Annotated in this window: 24 protein-coding genes, 2 tRNA genes and 1 pseudogene; 15 read left to right on the top strand and 12 right to left on the bottom strand. The window is 67.0% G+C overall.

Features of this window, described 5'->3' with window-relative positions; translation table 11 throughout:
• Nucleotides 1-457 (top strand): annotated as a pseudogene (locus tag ACYPYD_RS12930) (fimbria/pilus outer membrane usher protein); the annotation flags it as partial.
• Between the two features lie 2 nt (nt 458-459).
• Entirely contained in the window at nt 460-954 is a 495-nt protein-coding gene (locus ACYPYD_RS12925) for a Csu type fimbrial protein (protein ID WP_459663505.1), read from the top strand.
• 157 nt (nt 955-1,111) lie between these two features.
• Here the strand turns inward: ACYPYD_RS12925 and ACYPYD_RS12920 are convergent, their stop codons facing one another.
• The 4 genes from ACYPYD_RS12920 to ACYPYD_RS12905 all read right to left on the bottom strand — a co-directional run bounded on the left by ACYPYD_RS12920 (nt 1,112) and on the right by ACYPYD_RS12905 (nt 3,784).
• Entirely contained in the window at nt 1,112-1,885 is a 774-nt protein-coding gene (locus tag ACYPYD_RS12920; protein ID WP_008830177.1) for a sulfite exporter TauE/SafE family protein, read from the bottom strand.
• Between the two features lie 169 nt (nt 1,886-2,054).
• Nucleotides 2,055-2,231, bottom strand: a complete 177-nt coding sequence (locus ACYPYD_RS12915; RefSeq protein ID WP_008830176.1) for a YezD family protein — start codon at nt 2,229-2,231, stop codon at nt 2,055-2,057.
• 102 nt (nt 2,232-2,333) lie between these two features.
• Complete coding sequence (locus ACYPYD_RS12910) at nt 2,334-2,786, bottom strand: RrF2 family transcriptional regulator (protein WP_008830175.1); 453 nt, start codon at nt 2,784-2,786, stop codon at nt 2,334-2,336.
• Between the two features lie 251 nt (nt 2,787-3,037).
• Nucleotides 3,038-3,784 (bottom strand): energy transducer TonB, encoded by a 747-nt coding sequence (locus ACYPYD_RS12905; protein ID WP_459663503.1) that lies wholly within the window; start codon nt 3,782-3,784, stop codon nt 3,038-3,040.
• A gap of 150 nt (nt 3,785-3,934) precedes the next feature.
• On the opposite strand from ACYPYD_RS12905, the gene ACYPYD_RS12900 reads away from it, so the two are divergent.
• From ACYPYD_RS12900 to ACYPYD_RS12885, 4 genes are all read left to right on the top strand, one after another.
• The gene (locus ACYPYD_RS12900; RefSeq protein ID WP_008830173.1) at nt 3,935-4,204 is read left to right on the top strand and encodes a GlsB/YeaQ/YmgE family stress response membrane protein; all 270 of its coding nucleotides are present in this window, start codon (nt 3,935-3,937) and stop codon (nt 4,202-4,204) included.
• 129 nt (nt 4,205-4,333) lie between these two features.
• Nucleotides 4,334-4,609, top strand: coding sequence for a hypothetical protein (locus ACYPYD_RS12895; RefSeq protein WP_008830172.1), 276 nt, complete (start codon nt 4,334-4,336; stop codon nt 4,607-4,609).
• Between the two features lie 256 nt (nt 4,610-4,865).
• Nucleotides 4,866-5,468, top strand: coding sequence for a superoxide dismutase (locus ACYPYD_RS12890; protein WP_008830171.1), 603 nt, complete (start codon nt 4,866-4,868; stop codon nt 5,466-5,468).
• Nucleotides 5,469-5,735: 267 nt separating this feature from the next.
• Nucleotides 5,736-6,914, top strand: a complete 1,179-nt coding sequence (locus ACYPYD_RS12885) for an MFS transporter (RefSeq protein WP_459663502.1) — start codon at nt 5,736-5,738, stop codon at nt 6,912-6,914.
• Here ACYPYD_RS12885 and ACYPYD_RS12880 read toward each other — a convergent pair.
• A complete protein-coding gene (locus ACYPYD_RS12880; protein WP_008830169.1) occupies nt 6,892-7,440 on the bottom strand; it encodes a sigma-70 family RNA polymerase sigma factor in 549 nt (182 codons plus the stop codon). The genes ACYPYD_RS12885 and ACYPYD_RS12880 overlap by 23 nt on opposite strands.
• Nucleotides 7,433-7,618 carry a NepR family anti-sigma factor gene (locus tag ACYPYD_RS12875; RefSeq protein ID WP_155986315.1) on the bottom strand — a complete coding sequence of 62 codons (186 nt, stop codon included), beginning with the start codon at nt 7,616-7,618 and terminating at the stop codon, nt 7,433-7,435. The genes ACYPYD_RS12880 and ACYPYD_RS12875 overlap by 8 nt, the downstream gene beginning before the upstream one ends.
• Nucleotides 7,619-7,890: 272 nt before the next feature.
• On the opposite strand from ACYPYD_RS12875, the gene ACYPYD_RS12870 reads away from it, so the two are divergent.
• Entirely contained in the window at nt 7,891-9,573 is a 1,683-nt protein-coding gene (locus ACYPYD_RS12870; RefSeq protein ID WP_459663500.1) for a CHASE domain-containing protein, read from the top strand.
• Between the two features lie 93 nt (nt 9,574-9,666).
• Nucleotides 9,667-10,014 (top strand): PilZ domain-containing protein, encoded by a 348-nt coding sequence (locus tag ACYPYD_RS12865; protein WP_008830167.1) that lies wholly within the window; start codon nt 9,667-9,669, stop codon nt 10,012-10,014.
• A 139-nt stretch (nt 10,015-10,153) separates the two neighbouring features.
• Here the strand turns inward: ACYPYD_RS12865 and ACYPYD_RS12860 are convergent, their stop codons facing one another.
• Nucleotides 10,154-11,236: a glycosyltransferase family 4 protein gene (locus ACYPYD_RS12860; protein ID WP_459663498.1), complete on the bottom strand. Its 1,083-nt coding sequence runs from the start codon at nt 11,234-11,236 to the stop codon at nt 10,154-10,156.
• Nucleotides 11,233-12,138, bottom strand: coding sequence for a UDP-2,3-diacylglucosamine diphosphatase (locus tag ACYPYD_RS12855; protein WP_008830165.1), 906 nt, complete (start codon nt 12,136-12,138; stop codon nt 11,233-11,235). The genes ACYPYD_RS12860 and ACYPYD_RS12855 overlap by 4 nt, the downstream gene beginning before the upstream one ends.
• A gap of 286 nt (nt 12,139-12,424) precedes the next feature.
• Between ACYPYD_RS12855 and ACYPYD_RS12850 the strand changes: the two genes are divergently transcribed.
• Nucleotides 12,425-13,099, top strand: a complete 675-nt coding sequence (locus tag ACYPYD_RS12850; RefSeq protein ID WP_008830164.1) for a response regulator transcription factor — start codon at nt 12,425-12,427, stop codon at nt 13,097-13,099.
• A 130-nt stretch (nt 13,100-13,229) separates the two neighbouring features.
• On the opposite strand, the gene ACYPYD_RS12845 is transcribed toward ACYPYD_RS12850, so the two are convergent.
• Both ACYPYD_RS12845 and ACYPYD_RS12840 read right to left on the bottom strand, forming a co-directional pair.
• On the bottom strand, nt 13,230-13,838 hold the full coding sequence (locus ACYPYD_RS12845) for an LON peptidase substrate-binding domain-containing protein (RefSeq protein ID WP_459663496.1): 609 nt from the start codon (nt 13,836-13,838) through the stop codon (nt 13,230-13,232).
• 5 nt (nt 13,839-13,843) lie between these two features.
• Entirely contained in the window at nt 13,844-14,746 is a 903-nt protein-coding gene (locus tag ACYPYD_RS12840) for a tetratricopeptide repeat protein (RefSeq protein WP_069708191.1), read from the bottom strand.
• Nucleotides 14,747-14,960: 214 nt separating this feature from the next.
• Between ACYPYD_RS12840 and ACYPYD_RS12835 the strand changes: the two genes are divergently transcribed.
• From ACYPYD_RS12835 to ACYPYD_RS12825, 3 genes are all read left to right on the top strand, one after another.
• Nucleotides 14,961-15,035: transfer RNA gene (locus ACYPYD_RS12835), tRNA-Gly, on the top strand.
• Nucleotides 15,036-15,146: 111 nt separating this feature from the next.
• The gene (locus ACYPYD_RS12830; RefSeq protein ID WP_008833224.1) at nt 15,147-15,491 is read left to right on the top strand and encodes a VanZ family protein; all 345 of its coding nucleotides are present in this window, start codon (nt 15,147-15,149) and stop codon (nt 15,489-15,491) included.
• A 115-nt stretch (nt 15,492-15,606) separates the two neighbouring features.
• Nucleotides 15,607-15,681: transfer RNA gene (locus tag ACYPYD_RS12825), tRNA-Gly, on the top strand.
• 42 nt (nt 15,682-15,723) lie between these two features.
• On the opposite strand, the gene ACYPYD_RS12820 is transcribed toward ACYPYD_RS12825, so the two are convergent.
• Both ACYPYD_RS12820 and ACYPYD_RS12815 read right to left on the bottom strand, forming a co-directional pair.
• Nucleotides 15,724-17,070: a TldD/PmbA family protein gene (locus ACYPYD_RS12820; RefSeq protein ID WP_459663494.1), complete on the bottom strand. Its 1,347-nt coding sequence runs from the start codon at nt 17,068-17,070 to the stop codon at nt 15,724-15,726.
• An 83-nt stretch (nt 17,071-17,153) separates the two neighbouring features.
• Nucleotides 17,154-17,462 carry a hypothetical protein gene (locus ACYPYD_RS12815; RefSeq protein ID WP_459663493.1) on the bottom strand — a complete coding sequence of 103 codons (309 nt, stop codon included), beginning with the start codon at nt 17,460-17,462 and terminating at the stop codon, nt 17,154-17,156.
• A 328-nt stretch (nt 17,463-17,790) separates the two neighbouring features.
• Between ACYPYD_RS12815 and lptB the strand changes: the two genes are divergently transcribed.
• The 3 genes from lptB to ACYPYD_RS12800 all read left to right on the top strand — a co-directional run bounded on the left by lptB (nt 17,791) and on the right by ACYPYD_RS12800 (nt 21,084).
• Nucleotides 17,791-18,576, top strand: a complete 786-nt coding sequence (gene lptB / locus ACYPYD_RS12810; RefSeq protein WP_036527225.1) for an LPS export ABC transporter ATP-binding protein — start codon at nt 17,791-17,793, stop codon at nt 18,574-18,576.
• 131 nt (nt 18,577-18,707) lie between these two features.
• On the top strand, nt 18,708-20,216 hold the full coding sequence (gene rpoN, locus ACYPYD_RS12805; RefSeq protein WP_008832087.1) for an RNA polymerase factor sigma-54: 1,509 nt from the start codon (nt 18,708-18,710) through the stop codon (nt 20,214-20,216).
• 181 nt (nt 20,217-20,397) lie between these two features.
• Nucleotides 20,398-21,084: an energy transducer TonB gene (locus ACYPYD_RS12800; protein ID WP_459663491.1), complete on the top strand. Its 687-nt coding sequence runs from the start codon at nt 20,398-20,400 to the stop codon at nt 21,082-21,084.
• The last annotated feature ends 153 nt before the right edge of the window (nt 21,085-21,237 follow it).

Below are 21,237 nucleotides of genomic sequence, written 5' to 3'. Positions count from 1 at the left end.
CACCGTCGAGAACCGCCCGCGTCCGACCAAGGCCGGGCGCGGGCGCGGCGTGATCGTCACCGGCCTCCAGCCTTATGCCGAGAACCACATCGGCATCGACGCCGCCGAAGTGCCGATCGCGGACGACCTCGACACCGCGCAGCAGGTCGTCGCGCCGGGCTGGCGGCAGGCGGTGCGGGTGCGCTTCGGCACCGTGGGCGGGCAGGGCGTGCGGCTGCGGGTGCTCGATACGCAGGGAATTCCGCTCCAGACCGGATCGAGCATCGCTTGGGCAGGCGGGGTGGGCGTCGTAGGCTACGACGGCGAAGTCTGGCTCGAAGGCTATCGCGGCGGTGCGGGCACGCTCAGCGTCTCGGGTGCGGGCGGGACGTGCCTGGCGCCGATCCCGGCGCTGGGCGAGGACGCGAGCCTTGCGGCAACGCCGGTCACTTGCGTGCGCGGGAACGAAAGGACGTGACGATGCGGCTTGCCACTCGGTCCATCGCGGCGCTGGGGGGACTGGCGTGCGGGCTCGCGCCCACGGCGGCGGCGGACGCGGCGGGGTGCCTCGTGTGCATCTGCTCGGTCTCGACCACCAATCTCAGCTTCAGGACTTACAACCCGGCCGCTTCCTCGCCGACCACGGCGACGGCGACGGTCACCGCCAACTGCATCTCGGTCAGCGTGCCGATGAACGCGACGGTCGATCTTGCGCTGAGTGCGGGCACGTCGGGCAACGCGGCGGCGCGGCAGATGGCGAACGGGGCCGCGCGGCTGAACTACAACATCTATCAGGACGCAGGCTACGCCACGGTCTGGGGGAACAACAGCAATGGCGGCTCCTCGCAGTCGATGCTGATCAACAACCTGCTGAATTTCAACGCGACCAAGATGGCCTATGGGCGGATTCCGGCGGGGCAGTACGCGAAGACGGGGGGCTATTCGGACCCGGTCGTGGTGACGTTCACGTTTTGACGTCAGGCCCAGCCCGTCCGGCTAGTTCGCTTCGCTCCCAAGCCTCCCGGCCCTCCCGCAGGCGGGAGGGCTGACGCGATTTTCCCCTCCCGCTTGCGGGAGGGGCAGCGAGACTTGGTCCGCAGGACCTAGTCGCAGCGGGGTGGGCAAGGCGTCCTCAGAAGATCGGCCACGACTTCCAGATGCTGAACACGCTGGTGGCGATCAGCACCACCGAGACGGCCGCGAGCAGCGTGCGCGGCTTGATGCGCTTGGCGAAGAGGGCGCCGAAGGGCGCAGCCACGACGCCGCCGATGATCAGGCCGACCGTAGCCACCGTGAAGGCCGAAAGCCCGATGGTGGAGATGAACGCGATCGAGATCGAGGTGGTCAGCAGGAATTCGGCGGTGTTGACGGTGCCGATCGTCTTGGCCGGTTCGCCGCCCTGCACCAGCAGGTTGGAGGTGACCACCGGACCCCAGCCGCCGCCGCCCGCCGCGTCGAGGAAGCCGCCCGCCAGCGCCAGAGGGGCGGTGTACTTGGGGTCCGCGAAGCTCGGCTTGCGCATGCGGATGGCGCGGAACATCAGGTAGATGCCGATGCCGGTGAGGTAGATCATGACGTAGGGCTTGGCCACCGAGGCGTCGATGCTCGACAGCAGGTAGGCACCGGCGACGCCGCCGATGATGCCGGTCGGCACCAGCCGCAGGAACAGGCCCCAGTTCACGTTGCGGTGCAGGATATGGCTGATGCCCGAGGTGCCGGTGGTGAACAGCTCGACCAGGTGGACGCTGGCCGAGGCCGCTGCCGGAGGAACACCGACCACGCTGACCAGCAGCGTCTGGGTGATCACTCCGAAGGCCATGCCGAGCGCGCCATCGACGATCTGCGCGGCGAAACCGATGGCGATGAAGGGAGCGATTTCGGCCAGTGTCGGCAGCGAATCGAGCATTCTTACTCCTCCTGGGGTGCAGGTTGGATCTGGTCGCGGCCTGTTGGCCCCATGTACTGGCCCATCTACTGGCTAGGCGAATGCCGCGCGGATGGGAACCACGCGGATCAATCTCCAGGCAGAAGCCGCCCGGTCGTCCGGTGTGCTCGGCTTCGCCAGGTCGGGTCGATCAGTGGTTGAAGCGGCGGCGCTCGGTGACGTCGACCTGCATCAGCTTGCCGTCGTGGACGGTCAACTGGATCACGCCGAAGCGCAGGCGTTGCAGCGCCTCGATCACGTGCTGGACGCCTTCGTTGAGCAGCGGGTGTTCGGTTGCGGTCGCATCGGCGGGCTTGGCAATTCGCATGCGCATCTCCTCTCGCAGCGGGGCGGATGCGGGCTTGGTATTCTCTATCGTAAAAGTTGACAATGGGGTCGAGGAAGAAGGTTTGCTTTCAGCCGCTAAAGCTCAGACGTCCTCGACGGCTTCCAGCCCTTCGGCGGCGGGCACGGGGTCGATCTTGTCCGACAGCCGCATCCCGTCGAGGAGGCCCGCCGTGGCGTCGCGGACCTGCAGCATCAGCGCGCGGGTGCGGCAGTCCTTTTCCTCGACGCAGTTCTTGCAGGTCTCGTGCGCGAAGCGGCTGGCGCAGGGCACCAGAGCCAGCGAGCCGCGCATCACGCGGATAAGATCGCCATAGGTGATGTCGATCGGGGGCACGCCCAGCCAGTAGCCGCCGTCCTTGCCGCGCTGTGAGGCGACGATGCCGTAGCGCGACAGTTCCGACAGGATGACGGTGAGAAACTTCGCCGGGATGTTCTGGGTCTCGGCGATGTCGGTCAGCGGGATCGGACCCTGGCCGTACTTGTCCGCGAGGTGCTGCATGGCCCGGATCGCATAGCGTGTTTTTTGCGAAAGCATCGGTGCAATTCTCGCGAGGACTTCGAAGGGGTGTCTTGGCTCCATTGGCGTGGGTGCGTCAAGCTGCGCCGTGTCGGATTACGGGGGTAACGCGCGGGGGAGGGGTTGGTGTCCCGATCTTGCCCACCCCTGCCCCCTCCCGCGAGCGGGAGGGGAATGAGAGCACTGCGCCTTGCCCTCCCGCAAGCGGGAGGGCCGGGAGGCTTGCGAGCGCAGCGAGTTAGCCGGACGGGGTGGGCACCCCACCACTTTCAAGGCGTGTCCTCCGGCGGGAAATACCACCCGTGGGTCTCGACCATGATTGCAGCCACCGGCTCTCCCGCACGGTTACGCGAGGGCTTGAAACGGAACCGTTCGGTGATCAGCCGGCAGGTCGTCGCATCGAGGTCGGGGCGACCGCTTGAGGTGAGGATGCGGCAGTCGCTGACCCGCCCGTCCACGCCGATGCGGTACTGCAGCTTGAGTTCGCCGCCGGTCTTGGCGTCGCGCAGGTCCGGCGGCAGGTCGGAGAAGTGCAGGCGTCCGCGGATCTGGCGCGGGCGGGTGAGGGTATCATCGCCTTCGCCCGCGCCGTCGCCGTTGCCGCCGCCGCCGTCACCATCGCCGATCCCGCCCGCGCCCTGTCCGGGGCCAAGGCGGTCCGAGGCGCCGCTTTGCGCGGCCGAACCGATGCCGGCCTTCGGCGCGGTGACAATCGGCGGCGGCACGATCAGCGGGGGCAGCTTCGGCGGCGGGGCGACCACCTGCGTCGCCTTGTTGCGCAAGTTGGGAGGTGAGGGACGGCCCTTCGCGGCGGTGGAATCCGCCTTGGCCGGGATTTCCTTCGGCCGGGGTTTCTCCGGCTCCTCGCGCAGGGGAATGATCGCGGCGAGCGTCTCGCGGCGTTCCTGCGGTGTCATGCGCGCAGCAAGTCCCGCCATCATCGCCGCCAGCCCGCCCGCCACGATCAGCAGCGAGGCGAGGGCGGACGCCGCGCGGTCCCGGGCCGAAGTATACACGTCTCGCGCCTCCTTGCTGGCCAGAACCCGGCGGGCGCGCAGTTGGTTGCGGCAAAGTTCACGTTGCGACGAGGCGTTCGTATTGTTGCGGAACCTTGCGCGCTACTGCCCGTTATTAGGGTCAGCAAACTCAATTCGGAGACGGAAACCATGACCCTCCTTCTTATCCTCCTCGTCGGTGGCATCATCGGCTGGCTCGCTTCCATCCTGATGCGCACCGATGCGCAGCAGGGCATTTTCCTGAACATCGTCGTCGGCGTCGTCGGCGCGGTGATCGCCGGCTTCATCATCACCCCGCTCATCGGCGGTGCGCCGATTACCAGCGGTGCCTTCGACATCATGTCGCTGTTCGCCTCGTTCCTGGGCGCGGTCGTCCTGCTGGCGATCGTCAACCTCTTCCGTCGCGGCTCGGTTCGCTAAGAACCGCACGGTCCCGACGACCTCGAAGTGAGGCCCGCTTCGGCGGGCCTTGCGGCGGGAGGTGGCGCGTCCTCCCCTCGGCATCTTCAACGCGCCCGATACCATAAACAGGGAAAAGGATTCCTCGCCATGAAAGCCACTGCCACTTCGCGTCTTGCCATGATTGCCGTCGCTGCCGCTTCGCTGGGCCTTGCCGCCTGCAACAGCCCGCAGCAGGAAGCGACCGAGAAGGCGGCCGATGCCGTGGAGGCCCAGTCCGACGCCGCCGCCGACGCGATCGACGCGCAGGCCGATGCGACCACCGGAGCCGCCGAAGATGCGCTGGAAAACAAGGCCGACGCGGTCAAGAAGGCAGGCGACGCCAAGTCCGACGCGATGAAGGACGCTGCCGACAAGCAGAACTGACGAACCTGACGGCCGGATCACACGGCCGGTATGGGTTGGCTCGCCGGCGTTTGCTCCCCTTGCAGGACGACGGCGACCACGGGAGAGGATGGCGGCAACCCCGCCATCCTTTTTCGCATGAGAAATTCAAAATGCCGCGATTGCGCGCTTGAATTGTTGCGCTGCACGTCAGACATAGGCCGCGATCTTTTCTGCGCTTTTTCGGTTTCCCGCCGAAGTGCAGGCCAGCTTCAATAACCTGAAAAAGGACATGACCATGACCATCGCCCTCATGCCGCTGCCCTATGCGCAGGACGCGCTCGAACCGCACATCTCGAGCAAGACGCTGGAAATCCACCACGGCGCCCATCACAAGACTTACGTGGACAAGCTGAACGCCGCGATCGCCGGCACCGAGAACGAAGGCAAGTCGGTCGAAGAGATCGCCAAGTCGGCTTCCGGTCCGCTGTTCAACAACTCGGCCCAGACCTGGAACCACGGCTTCTACTGGCACTCGCTGTCGGGTGAGAAGACCGCGCCGAGCGAGAGCCTGGCCGCTGCCATCACCGCCGACTTCGGTTCGATCGACGCGCTGCTCGAAGCGCTCTCGAACGAGGCGGTGAACCACTTCTCGAACGGCTGGGCCTGGCTCGTCGTCGAAGGCGGCAAGCTCAAGGTGATCTCGACCCACGACGCCGACAGCGCGCTCGTCAAGGACGTCGTGCCGCTCCTGACCGTCGACGTCTGGGAGCACGCCTACTACATCGACCAGATGAACAAGCGTCCGGCCTACGTGAAGGCGGTCCTCGAGAACATCCTCAACTGGAAGTTCGCCTCGGACAACTTCGACCGCGGCACCGCCTGGACCTACCCGGCGTAAGCCGAAGGCCAGACAGGCTTCTCAAGGCCCCCGCATCCGGCAAGGGATGCGGGGGTTTTGTTTTTTCGGGGTGCGGTTAGCCCACCCCGTCCGGCTAGGCAGCAAGCTGCCAAGCCTCCCGGCCCTCCCGCGAGCGGGAGGGCATGACGTTATTCTCCCCTCCCGCTCATCCTGAGCCTGCCGAAGGAGGGAGGGGTCGGGGGTGGGCCTTTCCTTAGTCCGCCGCACCTGCAACAAACCCGTCTTCCGACAAGGGGGACGGCTTCGATGAATCGCGCGTGGTTGACGCTGGCACTGGTCCTGTGCGGCACCATCATCGGCATGATGGGCGTCGATCTCGTCCTGCCCGCCGTGCCGCTGCTGCCCGAGGCGCTGGGCGGCGATCCGTCGCAGGCACAACTGGTGCTGGCAGCTTACGTCGGAGGCACCTGTATCGGCCTGCTCGGCTACGGCGCGCTGGGAGACCGGGTCGCGACATCGCGGCTGATCGTGGGCTCGCTGCTGGCGACCGCCGCCGTCTCTCTGGCCTGTGCGATGGCCCCGAATATCGAGGCGCTCATCGGGCTGCGCGCGCTGCAGGGCATGGTCGCGGCAGGTCCCGCCGTCTTTGCGCCGGGCATCGTCAAGGCCATGTTCGACGAGACCCGCGCGGTCCGGGCGATCGGCCTGCTGGGCAGCATCGAGGCGCTGGGGCCGGCCCTTGCCCCCGTGGCGGGCGCAGGGCTGCTGGCGCTCGGCGGCTGGTCGCTGAATTTCGAGGTCATGGCCGCGGGGGCCTTCGCGGCGGCGGTGCTGGTCATGCTCACCGGCGGCTTGCCGCAAGTGGGACGGCGCGGGCAGGGCAGCTTCGTGGTGTTGCTGCGCGACCCGACGTTCCTGCGCTATGCGCTCAGCCAGGCGAGCGTGCTGGGCGGATTGCTGGTATTCGTGTTCGGGATGCCCACCGTCTTCGCGCGCGTGCACGGCGGGACACTGGCGGACTTCATCACGATGCAGATGAGCGGCGTCGTCACCTTCATCATCGCCGCCAACACCGCCGCGCACTGGGGCGACAGGCTGGGCGCCGAGCGCGTCATCGCCTTCGGCACCGGTCTCTCCGCACTCGGAGCGGCAGGGCAGTTCGCCTACGCGCTGTCGGGCGGGACTTCGGCGCTGGTGATCACGGCGCTGTTCATCCCCGTCAACACCGGCCTCGGCCTGCGCGGTCCGGCGGGGTTCTTCCGCGCGATCCTGGCGAGCCGCGGCGACGATGCCCGCGCCAGTGCTCTGGTGATCCTGTGCATCCTGACCGCCGCAGCGCTGGGCACGAGCATAGTCTCGCCATGGATCGAACGCGGCACCGTGCCGCTGACGGCAGCGGCGCTCGCGTTTCATCTGGCGGCCTTGGTATGCCTGGTGGCGCTGCCGCCGTTGCGGCAGCCGGTCAGCCCGTCTTGCGCGCCTTGACCTCGACCTGCTGCGGCTGATCGCCGTCGAGCATCCGGGCAAGATCGGCGCGGGCACGGGCGACACGGCTCTTCATCGTGCCGATCGGGCAACCGGCGATCTCGGCCGCTTCCTCGTAGCTGAAGCCGGAGGCGCCGACGAGCAGCACCGCCTCGCGCCTTTCGGGGGCCAGCTTCTGCAGCGCGGCCTCCATGTCGTCGAGGTGGAGCGGGCCTTCCTGATCCGCTTCCATCACCAGCATCTTCTCGACCACGCCTTCATCGAGGTCGGTCTGGCGGCGGGAGCGGCGCAGCTCGGACAGATAGTGGTTGCGCAGGATCGCAAAAGTCCAGGCGCGCATGTTGGTGCCCGCCTGATAGCGTTCGCGCGCGGTCCACGCCTTGATCGCGGCTTCCTGTACGAGATCGTCGGCAAAGTCCGGCCGTCCCGACAGGCCTCGGGCAAATGCGCGGAGATGGGGGAGGACGGAGAGCAGTTCCTTGCGGAAGCCTTCGTCCGCGGCGCTGGGCGCTATCCGGTCAGGCATCGCCGTCGTCGTCCAGCTTCTTAAGGAGATCCTTGAAGCTGTCCGGCAGCGGCTCTTCCACCACGGAGTTGTAGAGCTTCCTCAACCCCCCGGCCCAGCCGGGTTCTCCGTCTCGACGGACTTCGGGCGGCAAGCCGGGCACAGGGCCGGAGTCACCACGTCCATTGGGCTGATTCAACACGAACTCCCTTTCACCGAAAGCACACTTGCGGCGAGACCGGGGAGCGGTCAAGCCCGGCGCGCGGCCCAATGTCTTCGCGCGCAAGGCTGGCGGAAGGCGGGGCGCTGTCTCGGGCATCGTCCGGTCTGCAAGCCGAGCGGACGTCGTTTGCAGATGGAACAATCGATGCCGAGCATGGTTCCCCTCAGCGTAAAGTGTTGGCATAGCATGATGCTTGCGTTCATAAGTGATCGCAATGCGACGGAGTTTATGGTGCAGGACGTTGCCGGGTGATTGACCAGGCTCTGCTCGACAGGGTTCAGAAGCAGGCGTGGTTCCACAGGTATCCGCGCGGCTGGCCGTTCCTGCTGTTCCTAATCGCCAGCATGACCACGGCGGTCTCCGTCATGGCGATCGAACGCGCCGACAAGCAGACGCGCGCGATCGAACTCGACCGCCAGCTTACCGAGATTTCCTCCGCCCTCCAGCGCCGCGTCACCGAGAACATAGCGCTGCTGCGCGCAGGCAGCGCGCTGTTCGCGACGCAGGACGTCGTTTCGCCCGAACAGTTCGCCGAATTCGCGCGCGACCTGCAGGGCGACGGTACGCTCTACGGCTCGCTCGGCATGGGCTGGGCGCCGCTGATCCCGGTGGACAAGCTGGCCGCTTTCGAGTTTGCGGTGCAGGGCGGCGGACGGCTGGACTTCAGCGTCGATCCGCGCCCCGAGCCCGGCCAGAAGTATGCCGTTCCGGTCTATTACCTGGAGCCGCAATCGCCGGGCAACAAGCGCGCGCTGGCCTTCGACATGTACTCCGAGCCCGTGCGCCGACAGGCGATGGAGCGGGCCATGGCCCGCCGCGGCCCGGCGGCGACGGGTGTGGTCCAACTCGCGCAGGACGGCTTCCGCTACCCGGCGCGAGATCAGCAGACCGACGCGGCGTTCCTCATCTATATGCCGGTGACGCTGGAGAGAGGCGGGCGGCGGTGGGTCAAGGGCTTCGTCTATAGCCCGTTTCGCGCGCAGACTTTCCTCGGCTCGGCCAGTGAACTCTACCGCAACGACAGCATCGACATCGCCATCTACGACGACCACGTCGCGCCGGAGACATTGCTGGCGGAACAGCGCGGCGCCGACGGGCTGACCGGCCCCACCATAGAGCGACGCATCGACGTGGCGGGGCAGGCCTGGATCGTCGAGGTCGGCGACCGTCAGGCCAATGCGCTCTCGCCGCTCTCGCGCCTGACGCTGTTCTTCGGAGCGCTCGCCTCGCTGATGGTGATGGCGATCGGGCGGCTGATCACCAAGCGCGCCGCAGAAGACCGCGTCGTTCTGGAGTGGCTGACCAGCCAGGCCTCGATCCGTAATTCGCTGACGCGTGAGTTGAACCACCGCGTCAAGAACACGCTGGCGAACGTGCTGTCGATCGCAGCACTGACGCGGCGGCGCTCGAAAGGCATCGACGATTTCACCGAAAGCCTGACCGCGCGCATCCGGGCGCTGTCGGCCACCCACGACCTGCTCTCGCAGTCCGACTGGGGCCACGCGGCGCTGGGCGACATCGTACGCTCGGAACTGGCGCCCTACATGGAAGGTAACGAGAGCCACGTCGTCATGGCCGGGCCGGGGATCAAGCTGGCGCCCAACGATGCCATGTCGCTGGGTCTGGCCATCCACGAACTGGCGACCAATGCCGCCAAGTATGGCGCGCTCAGCACGATCGAGGGGCGCATTCACGTTCAATGGACGATGGCCTCGCCCGACCTCGCGGAGATTCACTGGCGCGAGGAAGGCGGCCCTCCGGTGGCCGAGCCGACCAAGCGCGGTTTCGGGCGCGATCTTATCGAGAAGATCGTGGCGCACGAACTGAAGTCGGAAGTGGATCTCAGGTTCGAGCCGGGCGGCGTGGAATGCCGGCTCAAGGTCCCGGTCCGCGCCTCGCGCGAATTCGTGCTTAGGAACGAGCGGCGCTAGCGTCGTCCTCCGGGCCGCACCAAGCGGGGCCATTATCGATTGCTTAAGCCGTGACGCAGTAATGCCCTCGCCAGATCATCGGGGGCAATTGCGATGGAAGCGCGTAACTGGAGCCGTCATATCGTCGAGAAGGACGTCGCCTGTCTCGTCGAAGGGGCGAGGGAACAGGTGTTCCTCTACGACCTTTCCATGGGCGGCTGTATGTTCGAGATGGCCTGCGACCGCGACATGCGCGAACGGTCGGCGACGCTCGATCTGCAGGGGCAGGGCATCGTCCAGGGACAGGTGGTATGGCAGGTCGGTCGCTGCATCGGCATGCGCTTCGAGGCATTGATCCCGCAAGCCGTCGTCCGGCGTCTGGGCTTCACGCCGCCGGTCGAGGATTTCCTCGGCCGCCCGGTACGTGAACCCAGCGGACACGCTCCCCAACCGCCGCTGTGATCGGGGTCTGGCCGGGCGCGATCCGGCTTGGACTGCCTGTACCTTGGTCCCATCGCGTAAGCACCTGACAGGCGGCGCATCTCAAACCTGACCCTGGCCTCCCGCCTTCGGAGATGACAAGGCACGGGGAGGGTTGACGCTAGGCCGCTGACCGAAGGCCGCGTTCGGCGCTGTCCAGCGCGCCCTCGATCGCGGCGAGGAACTGGTCGGTGGCGCGTTCCCACGAATAGAGCGAGCCCAGCGCGGCGGCGTCGGTCCGCTCCACCGTCAGTGCGCCCTCGACCGCGCGGGCGAGCGAGGTATCGACCGCGCCCGCCGCCCAGCCGACACGGTGGTCCACGCCCCGTCCGTCAGGGCCGAGGATGTCGATCGGCCCGGTCACCGGGTACGCTGCCACCGGAGTGCCGCAAGCCAGCGCCTCGATGACGACGAGGCCGAAGGTGTCGGTCAGGCTGGGAAACACGAAGCAGTCGGCGCTGCGATAGGCAGAGGCCAGCGCCTCGCCCGACAGTGCGCCGAGGAACAGCACGTGCGGATAGCGGCGGCGCAGGTTGTCGAGCGCAGGGCCGTCTCCGACCACCACTTTGCTGCCGGGCACGTCGAGGTCGAGGAAGGCCTCGAGGTTCTTCTCCGGCGCGACGCGGCCGACGTTGAGCAGGACAGGACCGGGCCGCATCGCCTTCAGCGCGGTCATCTCCGCAAGGCGCGGGCCGTCGGGGCGGAACAGGGCGTGGTCGATGCCCCGGCTCCACGCGCGGGTCGGGCCGATGCCGCGTTCTTCCAGTTCGGCGGCGAGGCTGCGGGTGGAGACCATGACCGCCTGGCTCTGCGCGTGGAAACGCTGCAGGATCGGCCAGAAGTACTCGGCCGAGAGCCCGGTGCGCACCGCGCAGTATTCGGGAAAACGCGTGTGGAAGGCCGAAGTGAAGGGCACCCCGCGCGCCAGGCACCAGCCGCGCGCGGCCCAGCCGATCGGGCCTTCGGTGGCGATGTGGACGATGTCCGGCGCCGCCTTGTCGAGCATCCGGCGTACGCCGAAGCGCGGCACCATCGCCAGCCGGATCGAGGCATAGCCCGGCATCGGCATCGTCAGGAAGCGGTCGGGCGTGATCGTTTCGACCTCGTGCCCGCGGGCAGTGAGGTGTTCGACGGTCGAGGTGAGCGAGCGGACAACGCCGTTGACCTGCGGCAACCAGGCGTCGGTTGCCAGGGCCAGCTTCACGATACGGCCTCCGGGGTGGCTTCCTTGTCTGCGGCGTGCTCCTCGGCGGCCGTTTCGGCGATCGTGTGGCCGCCGGTTTCCTTGACCCAGTCGATCAGCGACATGTGGCCGGTGAAGTCTTCCGCCAGTGCGGTGCAGCTTTCGACCCAGTCGCCGTCGTTGTAATACGTGATGCCGCCGAATTCGCGGATCTCGGCGCAGTGGATGTGGCCGCAGACGACGCCGTCGAACCCGCGGGAGGTGGCCTCGTTGGCGACGGCTTCCTCGTAGCTGCCGATGAACTGGACGGCGTTCTTGACCTTCTTCTTCATGTAGGCCGAGAGGGACCAGTACGGCATATGAAAGCGGCGGCGCACGGCGTTGAACACGATGTTGGCGCGCAGCAGCATCGAGTAGGCCTGGTCGCCCAGGAACGCGAGCCACTTGTGGTAGAGCACCACGCCGTCGAAGGCATCCCCGTGCGTCACCAGCAGGCGGCGGCCGTCGACGGTGGTGTGGACGTATTCCAGCGCCAGCTCGACCCCGCCGAAGCTGAGGCCCGCATAGTCGCGCAGCATCTCGTCGTGGTTGCCGGCGATGAAGATCACGCGGGTGCCGCGGTGCGCCATCTTGAGGATGCGGCGGACGACTTCGTTGTGGGCGTCCGGCCAGTACCAGCCCTTGCGCAGCCGCCAGCCATCGACGATGTCGCCGACGAGGTAGAGCGTCTCGCACTCGTGCGCCCGCAGGAAGTCGACCAGCATGTTCGCGTTGCAGCCGCGCGTGCCGAGGTGGATGTCCGAGATCCAGATCGTGCGGTACTTGCGCTTGGGCCGGAAGCCCTTGGGATCGGGAAGGTCGAGCCAGGCGGGAATCCCGCTGTTGTTGCCACGTCCGATGAAGTCTTCGATCTGCTCGCGCATGGTCGTTCGTCCCCAAATTCCCTGCGATTTCGGGGCCTATGACAGCAGGCGGTTGCGGCGGCGTGACGGTTGCGGGTCAATTCGATGACAAGTGCCAAGCGGCTTGTTGATAAGCGATATTTCCCGATTGTTTCCGCCGCCAGCCCCGCGCCGGGGCCGGTTTTGCGAATTCATGACCGTGTCACCGATATGTCACCGGGTCGTCATACTCGGGAGGCAAAAGCCGCGCGTACGAAGGGTCCTGACCCTGGGGGCAGACTATCTCGAAAAGGCGGACAACGGGGCGATGCGGCGGATCGACATATTGCTGGCGAGCGAACTTTCGGGTGGGCTCGCGCCGTTTCGGCATGACCAGTTCGATGTCATGCTGCATCGCTGGACCGACTTTGCCGAACTGCCGCTGATCGAGGGGGCCTTGTGGGTCTTCATCGACTGGGTGCTGCCCGAGATGTCCGGCCTCGAACTGTGCCGCCGCCTGCGCGCTGACAGCCTGACCGCCCATGCCCACGTGACCATGGTGCTGGAGGAGGACAACCAGGAGGACCGCAAGCGTGCCTTGCGCATGGGCGCGGACGACTACATGGTCGGCCCGCTGACGCGCAATGCACTGCTCGACCGGGTACTCGGCGCCAACCTCGGCGAGCAGGACAGCGCGGGCATACGCGTCGTCACGCAGGGCGAGCTGATGGTGGACGTCGCTGCGTTCCAGGCGCGTTTCCAGGGCAAGCCGATCTCGCTCATGCCCAACGAACTGCGCCTGCTGCGCTACTTCATCGAGCACCCCGGCCGGGTGTTCAGCCGCACGCAGCTGATCTCGGCGCTCGGCAAGCAGGAGCCGCCGGTGGACGAACGCACGGTGGACGTGTGGATCGGCCGCCTGCGCCGGGCGCTCAAGGGCGTGGGTGCGGGCAACCCGCTGCGCACGGTGCGTTCGCTGGGGTATGTGTTCGATACGGTTTGAGGCGAAGAGCCCACCCCCAACCCCTCCCGCAAGCGGGAGGGGAGTAGGAAGGTTACGCCCTCCCGCAAGCGGGAGGGCCGGGAGGCTTGAGAGCGTAGCGAACTAGCCGGACGGGGTGGGCCTCGCCGCCCTACTGCAACGTCGCCCCATCCTCGTCACCATCGCCCGCGCGGCCGAAGAACTGCATCAGCTGTACCAGCAACTCGCACCGCGCCGAGAGCCCCGAGGCTTCCAGCAGCGCCTGCTTGGCCGCCGGATCGAACGGCGCGATCTGCGAGACGCCGTTGATCAGCGACATGTCGTCGAGCCGCCCGACCTGGTCCCAGTCGACCACATAGCCCTGCGCCTGCGCGAACCGCTTCGCCTCGCGCTCGAAGCTGGCGCGCTCGATCGGGGCGAGCACTTCCTCGGGCTCCTCCAGCAGTTCCGCCTCGACCTGCCGGAACGGCGTCGTCACGTCGAGTTCGCGCAGCACGCGGAAGCGCTTCTCGCCGTCGAGGATGATGTTGAAGCGGCCGTCTTCCAGAGCCTCGACATCGCCGATGCGGCCCAGGCACCCCACCGCGAAGAGCGGGGCGCCCTCGAAGCCCTTCTGCGGCTGGATCATGCCGATCAGCCGGTCGCGTGCGAGGGCGTCGCTCACCATCGCGCGGTAGCGCGGCTCGAAGATGTGGAGCGGCAGTTGCAGCCCCGGGTAGAGCACCGCGCCGGTCAGCGGGAAGATGGTGATCCGCGCCAACCGCGTCAGCCGAACAGGACGGTCGAGAGCTTGCGGCGCGTGGCCGAAACCCACGGGTCTTCGAGGCCGATCGCTTCGAAGATCTGCAGCAGCTTGGCCTTGGCCGCGCCCTCGTTCCATTCGCGGTCGGCGGCGATCATGCGCAGCAGCGTTTCGGCGGCGCCGTCGCGCTCACCGGCGGCGAAGGCGGCACCGGCGAAGGCGAACTGCGCTTCCATGTCGGCGGGGCGCTCGGCTGCGGCGGCGCGCAGGGCGGCCAGTTCGCTGTCCTCGGGCTTGTCCTTGGCGAGTGCCAGCACGCCGCGCGCGCGCTCCACATGCGGGTCGGTGGAGAGCGGTTCGCCCAGCGAATCGAGAACCTGCTCGCCTTCCTCGATGCGACCGGCGGCGACGAAAGCGCGGACCAGACCGCCAAGCACTTCGCCGTTGTCGGGCGCCATCTCGAGGATCTGCATGAAGATGCTGGCGGCGCGTTCGCCGTCACCCTCGGCCAGCGCTTCCTCGCCCATGGCGATCAGCGGGGCGAGGTCAGGCGCGGGCTCGGCGCCGCCCGGCTGTACCGGCAGCTTGGCGAGCAACTGATCGAGCATGCCCTTGAGCTGCGATTCGGTGCGGGCGCTGGTGAGGTCCGCCACCGGCTGGCCCTGGAAGATCGCGTAGACGGTCGGGATCGACTGCACGCGGAACTGCGCGGCGATGAACTGCTCCTCATCGACGTTGACCTTGGCGAGCATCACGCCCTTGTCGGCGTATTCGGCGGCGACCTTTTCCAGCACCGGGGTCAGCGCCTTGCAGGGGCCGCACCACTCGGCCCAGAAGTCCAGGATCACGAGCTGGGTCATCGAAGGTTCGGCGACCGCCTTGCGGAACCGGTCCACGGCCTTCTGCTCGTCGAGGTTGAGACCCATGCTGGCCAAGATTCGTGCTCCAATTACGAAAAATCAATTCCCTAGATTGGCCTTTCGCGCGCGTTTGTGAAGGGAGAATGCGCCAATTCGGCCCGTTTCCGAGGCTGTCGCAAAAACTTTGTCTTTTATGCTTGCCGACCTTTCGAACCGCTGCTAATGGGCCGCCTCCACACCGGACGGGCCGCTTTCCAGCAGGCCTTTTCGAAACGCCAGAGCGGGCGTAGCTCAGTGGTAGAGCACAACCTTGCCAAGGTTGGGGTCGAGGGTTCGAATCCCTTCGCCCGCTCCAGTTTCCCTACATCGCAAAAATACCTCCCTGAAGGGACCCGCGGTGTTCTGCGCGTCCGGGATCGGGCAAGTTCAGTTTGAATTTGCTGCGCCGCACCACGATAGTGGTGTCATGCAGAACCTCTTCCGAATCCTGTTCTGGCTGGCGCTGGTCTTTGCCGTGACGATGGCCGTGCTGCCGCATCCGCCGCACTTTCCCGGTGAGCCCAGCGACAAGTTCCAGCACATGATGGCCTTCGCGACGCTCTCGGTGCTGGGCGTGCTCGGCTATCCGCGCGTGCCCAAGCTGGCAATCGCGGCAGGACTGGTGCTGCTCGGCGCGGGAATCGAGGTGGTGCAGATGATCCCCGCGCTCCACCGCGATGCGGAACTGATGGACCTCGTCGCCGACACTTTCGCGATCCTCGTCATGCTCGGCGCGATCAGCCTTGCGTTGGGGCTGCGCAAGGCTCGGTAAAATGTGTGACGCATTTTTTGTGACGGGGGGCTCTTGCAGAGGTCGCGAACCGCTGCTAGTGGCCCCTCCACCCGGACGGAAGCGGTCTTCATCGCACTGTCCGTCAAACGCCAGAGCGGGCGTAGCTCAGTGGTAGAGCACAACCTTGCCAAGGTTGGGGTCGAGGGTTCGAATCCCTTCGCCCGCTCCAGTTTGACCTTCCAGACATCGTTGATGCGTACCGGCGAGGGAATCAATCCCCCGCCACGGTCATCCCGTCCACGCGCAGCGTCGGCACGTTGATCGTGCGGTGCCATTCGAGGTCGTTCGCCGCCGTCAGCTGAGCGAACATGCGCAGCAGGTTGCCCGCCACGGTGAATTCCGCCACCGGCCCGGCCAGCTCGCCATCGACGATGCGGAAGCCCGCGGCGCCGCGGCTGTAGTCGCCGGTGACGCCGTTGACGCCCTGGCCGATCAGTTCGGTCACGTAGACCCCGTCCTTCACGTCCGCCATCAGTTCTTTGGGCGACAGCGTCCCCGCCGCGAGGTGGACGTTGCCGGTCGATACGCCCGGCGCGCCGCCGCCGTTGCGCGCGGCGTGGCCGGTCGGCGCAAGGTTCAACTGCCGCGCCGAGGCCGAATCGAGCAGCCAGCCGGTCAGGCGCCCGTCCTCGACAATATTGCGCGCCGAGGTGGCGAGGCCCTCGCCATCGAACGGGCGCGAGCGCAGGCCGCGCGGGGTGTGCGGATCGTCGGCGATCAGGATGCCGGGGGCGAAGATCTGTTCGCCCAGCTTTTCCAGCAGGAAGCTGGAGCGGCGCGTGATGGCGCTGCCGGTGATCGCGCCGAGCAGGTGGCCGACCAGCGAACTGGACACGCGCGGGTCGAAGATCACCGGCATGGCGCCGCTCTTGAGCTTGCCGGAGCCGAGCTTGGCGACGGTGCGCTCCCCGGCAAGGCGGCCGATTTCGGCGGGGGAGGGCAAGTCTGCATGGTGGTGCGTGCTGCGCCAGGCGTTGTCGCGCTGCTTGTCCGAGCCGTCGCCGCCGACGACCGAAGCGCTCAGCGAATGACTGGTCGAGCCGTAGGCGCCGGAAAAGCCGTGGCTGGTGGCGAGCGCGAAGACGCCGTGCCCGAAGCTGGCGGTGCCGCCGTCGGAATTGGTGATGCCGGATACCGCGCGCGCGCCGTCCTCGGCCTCCAGTGCGGCTTCGCGCAGGGCCTCGGGGCTGGGTTCGTGCGCGTCGATCAGATCGAGGTCGGGCCAGGGGCCGCGCGTCAGCAGTTCATCGGGGGCGAGGCCGGCATAGGCGTCCTCGGGCGCGGCGCGGGCCATGTCGATGGCGCGGGCGGCCAGTTCGTCGAGCGCGGCGGGGGAGAGGTCGGACGAGCCGATGCTGGCCGAGCGCTTGCCCACGAAGACGCGCAGCGCGATGTGCTCGCTTTCGGAGCGTTCGACGTCCTCCAGCTTGCCGAGGCGGACCTGGATGCCTTCGGAGGAACTGGCGCCATAGACCGCGTCGGCGGTCTCGGCCCCGGCGCGGCGCGCGCGCTCCACGAGGTCAAGCGCGCGGTCCCTTGCCTGATCCGGACTGAGCATGACCTGTGAAACTCCCGATAAAAAGCCGAACTTGCGGCCTTGCCCTAGTCGCGGTGCAGGCGAAGGGCAAACGGGAGTTGCGATCAGGCGAAGAGGAGGGCCAGTCCCTTGAACAGTGCGGTGAGGGCGAAAGGCAGGCCGATCGCCAGAAGCCACAGCGCCAGCCGGTCACGTCGGTAGTAAGGCGCGAGGGCCGGGTCGTGCGCCTGTTCGTCGGTCAGCCCGTTCCAGCGCGCTTCGAAGCGGCGGCACGCCGGGATGATCGCGACGACGAGGATCACCAGCGCAAAGTATGGCAACAGCGAGCCGCCATGCGCCTTGAGCGCGCCGATGGTAACGAAGATCTGCAACGCGGTGTAGGCCAGCAGCGCATAAGCGATGTGGTCGCTCATCTTGCGGCGCCAGTCTGCAATTGGCGAATCCGTCACCGGTCCGCCGTATGATCCCGAGTGCGACTGCTCGGGGTGGGAACTGGAACCTCGCACCGGCTGGTGCGCTGCATGGTCCGTCATCCTGTCCATAAGGGCGATTCTCCTCGACCTCTTGATGCTGAGTACATCACCGAAAGGCGTTCATGACAAGTTCAGTTCCAGATTCCGCAAGTGCGAAGGGCTCCGCAGTCCGATTTCCCCCGAGTCATGCACGAATCCTGCCAGTCGCGTCGCCTAAGCGGAAATGCCGTCTTGCGGGGGCGTGCCTGCCTGCGGTAAGTGCCCGGCGATGACGGCAGAATTTCAGCAGGATCACGGCCCCGCAGCCACCGACTCCGCACTTCTGGCGGAGCGTGGCGGGCTGGAGGTCATCTCGATCGCCAAGAGCTACGACAAGCGCGCGGTGCTCACCGACATTTCGCTTTCGGTCGCGAAGGGCGAAGTGCTGGGCCTGCTCGGGCCGAACGGCGCGGGCAAGACGACGTGCTTCTACTCGATCATGGGGCTGGTCCGGCCCGACTCCGGGCGTATCCTGATGGACGGCGTCGATGTGACCCGCCTGCCGATGTATCGCCGTGCGATCCTGGGTCTGGGCTATCTGCCGCAGGAAACCTCGATCTTCCGGGGCATGACGGTGGAGCAGAACATCAGCGCGGTGCTCGAACTGAACGAGCCCGACCGCGATGTGCGGCAGGCCGAGCTTGACCGCCTGCTCGACGAATTCGGCCTGACCCGCCTGCGCACCAGCCCGGCGATGGCGCTCTCGGGCGGTGAACGCCGCCGCTGCGAAATTGCGCGCGCGCTGGCCGCCAAGCCCTCGATCATGCTGCTGGACGAGCCGTTCGCGGGCATCGACCCGCTGTCGATCTCGGACATCCGCGACCTCGTGCGCGATCTCAAGACGCGCGGCATCGGCGTGCTGATCACCGACCACAACGTGCGCGAGACCCTCGACATCGTCGACCGCGCCTGCATCATCTACGGCGGCCAGGTGCTCTTCGCCGGCAGCCCGGAAGCGCTGGTGGCGGACGAGAACGTGCGGCGCCTTTATCTGGGCGAAGGCTTCACGTTGTGATTCTTCGGCGTGCCGGGGCCAATCGTGGTGCAGGTGCTTCGACAAGCTCAGCACGAGCGGGGTTGGGGGTGGATTTCCTTTTCCCGCTCATCCTGAGCTTGTCGAAGGATCACAGCACGGACCTCTGATCGATGGCGCTGGGGCCGCGCCTCGATCTCAGGCAGAGCCAGTCGCTGGTCATGACGCCGCAGCTTCAGCAGGCGATCAAGCTGCTGGCGCTGTCCAACCTCGAGATCGAGACTTTCATCGGAGAGGCGCTCGACGCCAACCCGCTTCTTGACGTGGGCGCGCAGGGGCCTGCCGCCGAAACCGTGGAGGCACCCGCCGAGGCGCGTGTCACGGCGCTGGAGACGTCCGGCGTGGATCGCCTGATCGGCGAGGGCCGCGCTGCCGACGATCGCCCGCTCGACATCGATACCGGCGCTCTCGACCGTGACCGCGACACCGGCGACGGCGCCGTCCGCGACGAGACATGGGGCGCGGACCTGCGGCTCAGCGGAGCATCGGGCGGCGAGGAAGGCCCCGGCATCGACGAACGCGCGGCCCTCGGCGGCACGCTGGCCGAACACCTCGAAGCGCAAGTCGGCGCGGTCGCGCGCGATCCCTTCACCGAGGGCGTCGCGCGCTACATCATCGGCCAGCTCGACGAGGCGGGCTACCTGCCGGTGAGCCTGTCCGAACTTGCGGGCGACCTCGGCGTCGATCCCGGCGAGATGGAGGAAGGGCTGGCGCTGGTCCAGGCGCTCGACCCCACCGGCGTCGGTGCGCGCAGCCTGTCCGAATGCATCGCCCTGCAGGCGCGCGAGGCGGATCGCTACGACCCGCTCATGGCCAAGATGATCGACAATCTCGACCTTCTGGCCAAGGGCGAATTGCCCCGCCTCAAGCGCATCTGCGGAGTCGACGACGAGGATTTCGCCGACATGCTCGCCGAACTGCGCAGCTACGACCCCAAGCCAGGCCTGCGCTTCGGCGGCGAGCCGAGCGGCGCGGTGACGCCCGATATTCTGGTGACGGCGCGCAGCGATGGCGGCTGGGACATCGCGCTCAACCAGGCGACGCTGCCGCGGCTGATCGTCAATCGCGGCTATTACGTGGAAATGAAAGGCGAGTGCGACGACAAGGCGTCGCGCGCGTGGCTGTCGGACAAGCTGGCGGATGCGAACTGGCTGATCAAGGCGCTCGATCAGCGGCAGAAGACCATCCTCAAGGTTGCGGCCGAACTTGTGAAGCAGCAGGACGGCTTCTTCCGCAAGGGTGTCGCGCACCTTCGGCCGCTGACCCTGCGCGCGGTGGCGGAAGCGATCGGCATGCACGAATCGACCGTCAGCCGCGTGACCTCGAACAAGTTCCTCAATTGCCCGCGCGGGACTTACGAGCTGAAGTACTTCTTCAGTTCGGGCGTCGCCTCGGCGGACGGCGAGGGCGGGGCCTCGGCCGAGGCGGTCAAGGCGGCGATCCGCCAGCTCATCGATGCCGAGGATGCGAAGGCGATCCTGTCCGACGACGCGCTGGTGGATCTGCTGAAGGGCAAGGGCTTCGAACTCGCCCGGCGTACCGTCGCCAAGTACCGCGAGGCGATCGGGCTCGGCAGTTCGGTGCAGCGTCGCCGCCAGAAGGCACTCGCAGGCGCGCGTTGATTTCGCGCGCTATTGCAATGCAGCGCATGCTAACCACGCTGATCATGTGGGCGCCCTGTTAAATACTTGGCATGTTTAGTAAAAAGTAATTTGCAAGAATTATGACTGTGTTATCTTCTCGCTGACCGGTGCCGTACCTGCGGTGAACGGCAGGATACGGGCCGCTGTTGAGGAGAAGCCCATGTCTTATGTCGACGGGAATTCCGGAAGTACACGCAAGGCCCTGACTGGTGGTGTCGTCGTCCTGATCCAGGGCGGTCTGGCACTGGCGCTGATCAACGGTTTCGCAGTGACCTTCTTCGAGAAGGAGAAGCCGCCGCACCTTGCCAGCGAGTTCTTCCCCACCAAGCCCGTCACCCCGGACCTGCCGCCACCTCCGACCGCAGAGCCGGACCAGAAGCTGGTGCGCGACACGCCGATCAGCGCGCCGCTGCCGCGCTTGGACATCACGCCCAAGGCTGCGATCACCGGCGTCACCGTCGATCCGATGCCGATAAGCGGCGCCACCGAGTTCAGCAGCGACTTCGTGCTGCCCTCCACCGCGCCGAGCGAACCGGCGGCCCGTTTCACGCCGAAGGTCGCCCGGCCGCGTGGAAATGTCGCGGGCTGGGTCACCACTGCCGACTACCCGACCGCCGACATTCGCGCAGGGAATACCGGGACGGTGCGCTTCCGCCTCGCCATCGATGCCGATGGCCGCGTGTCGGGCTGCACGGTCACGCAGTCGAGCGGCTTTCCCGGCCTCGATGCGGCGACCTGCCGTAACGTGACCCGGCGCGCCCGCTTCGATGCGGCGAGCGATGCCACCGGCGGCAGGGCTGCAGGGACTTACGACGGGACCATCCGCTGGGTGATCCCGAACGACTGAAGCGCCCTTGGCGGCCTTCGGGTCGCCCGGCCGGGGTGTGGCTCGTTCCGCCAACCAGAGCCCGCTCCGGCCGTTAGTTTGAGCCTCATGTCGTCATTGCGAGCGCAGCGAAGCAATCCAGAGTCGAGCAAGCCGCTCTGGATTGCTTCGCTG

It is taken from the genome of Novosphingobium sp. 11B (assembly GCF_054589055.1).
The sequence above is the reverse complement of the archived record's forward strand: the minus strand, read 5'-3'. Positions and strand labels throughout refer to the sequence as shown.

Coding starts and splice junctions, on each gene's coding strand:
- ACYPYD_RS12840 (WP_069708191.1), bottom strand. CDS start 14,746: ATGGGTCTCAACCTCGACGAGCAGAAGGCCGTGGACCGGTTCCGCAAG.
- ACYPYD_RS12885 (WP_459663502.1), top strand. CDS start 5,736: ATGAATCGCGCGTGGTTGACGCTGGCACTGGTCCTGTGCGGCACCATC.
- ACYPYD_RS12925 (WP_459663505.1), top strand. CDS start 460: ATGCGGCTTGCCACTCGGTCCATCGCGGCGCTGGGGGGACTGGCGTGC.
- ACYPYD_RS12865 (WP_008830167.1), top strand. CDS start 9,667: ATGGAAGCGCGTAACTGGAGCCGTCATATCGTCGAGAAGGACGTCGCC.
- ACYPYD_RS12890 (WP_008830171.1), top strand. CDS start 4,866: ATGACCATCGCCCTCATGCCGCTGCCCTATGCGCAGGACGCGCTCGAA.
- ACYPYD_RS12900 (WP_008830173.1), top strand. CDS start 3,935: ATGACCCTCCTTCTTATCCTCCTCGTCGGTGGCATCATCGGCTGGCTC.
- ACYPYD_RS12855 (WP_008830165.1), bottom strand. CDS start 12,138: ATGCGCGAGCAGATCGAAGACTTCATCGGACGTGGCAACAACAGCGGG.
- ACYPYD_RS12880 (WP_008830169.1), bottom strand. CDS start 7,440: ATGCCTGACCGGATAGCGCCCAGCGCCGCGGACGAAGGCTTCCGCAAG.
- lptB (WP_036527225.1), top strand. CDS start 17,791: ATGACGGCAGAATTTCAGCAGGATCACGGCCCCGCAGCCACCGACTCC.
- ACYPYD_RS12920 (WP_008830177.1), bottom strand. CDS start 1,885: ATGCTCGATTCGCTGCCGACACTGGCCGAAATCGCTCCCTTCATCGCC.
- ACYPYD_RS12910 (WP_008830175.1), bottom strand. CDS start 2,786: ATGCTTTCGCAAAAAACACGCTATGCGATCCGGGCCATGCAGCACCTC.
- ACYPYD_RS12800 (WP_459663491.1), top strand. CDS start 20,398: ATGTCTTATGTCGACGGGAATTCCGGAAGTACACGCAAGGCCCTGACT.
- rpoN (WP_008832087.1), top strand. CDS start 18,708: ATGGCGCTGGGGCCGCGCCTCGATCTCAGGCAGAGCCAGTCGCTGGTC.
- ACYPYD_RS12820 (WP_459663494.1), bottom strand. CDS start 17,070: ATGCTCAGTCCGGATCAGGCAAGGGACCGCGCGCTTGACCTCGTGGAG.
- ACYPYD_RS12830 (WP_008833224.1), top strand. CDS start 15,147: ATGCAGAACCTCTTCCGAATCCTGTTCTGGCTGGCGCTGGTCTTTGCC.
- ACYPYD_RS12915 (WP_008830176.1), bottom strand. CDS start 2,231: ATGCGAATTGCCAAGCCCGCCGATGCGACCGCAACCGAACACCCGCTG.
- ACYPYD_RS12895 (WP_008830172.1), top strand. CDS start 4,334: ATGAAAGCCACTGCCACTTCGCGTCTTGCCATGATTGCCGTCGCTGCC.
- ACYPYD_RS12815 (WP_459663493.1), bottom strand. CDS start 17,462: ATGAGCGACCACATCGCTTATGCGCTGCTGGCCTACACCGCGTTGCAG.
- ACYPYD_RS12850 (WP_008830164.1), top strand. CDS start 12,425: ATGCGGCGGATCGACATATTGCTGGCGAGCGAACTTTCGGGTGGGCTC.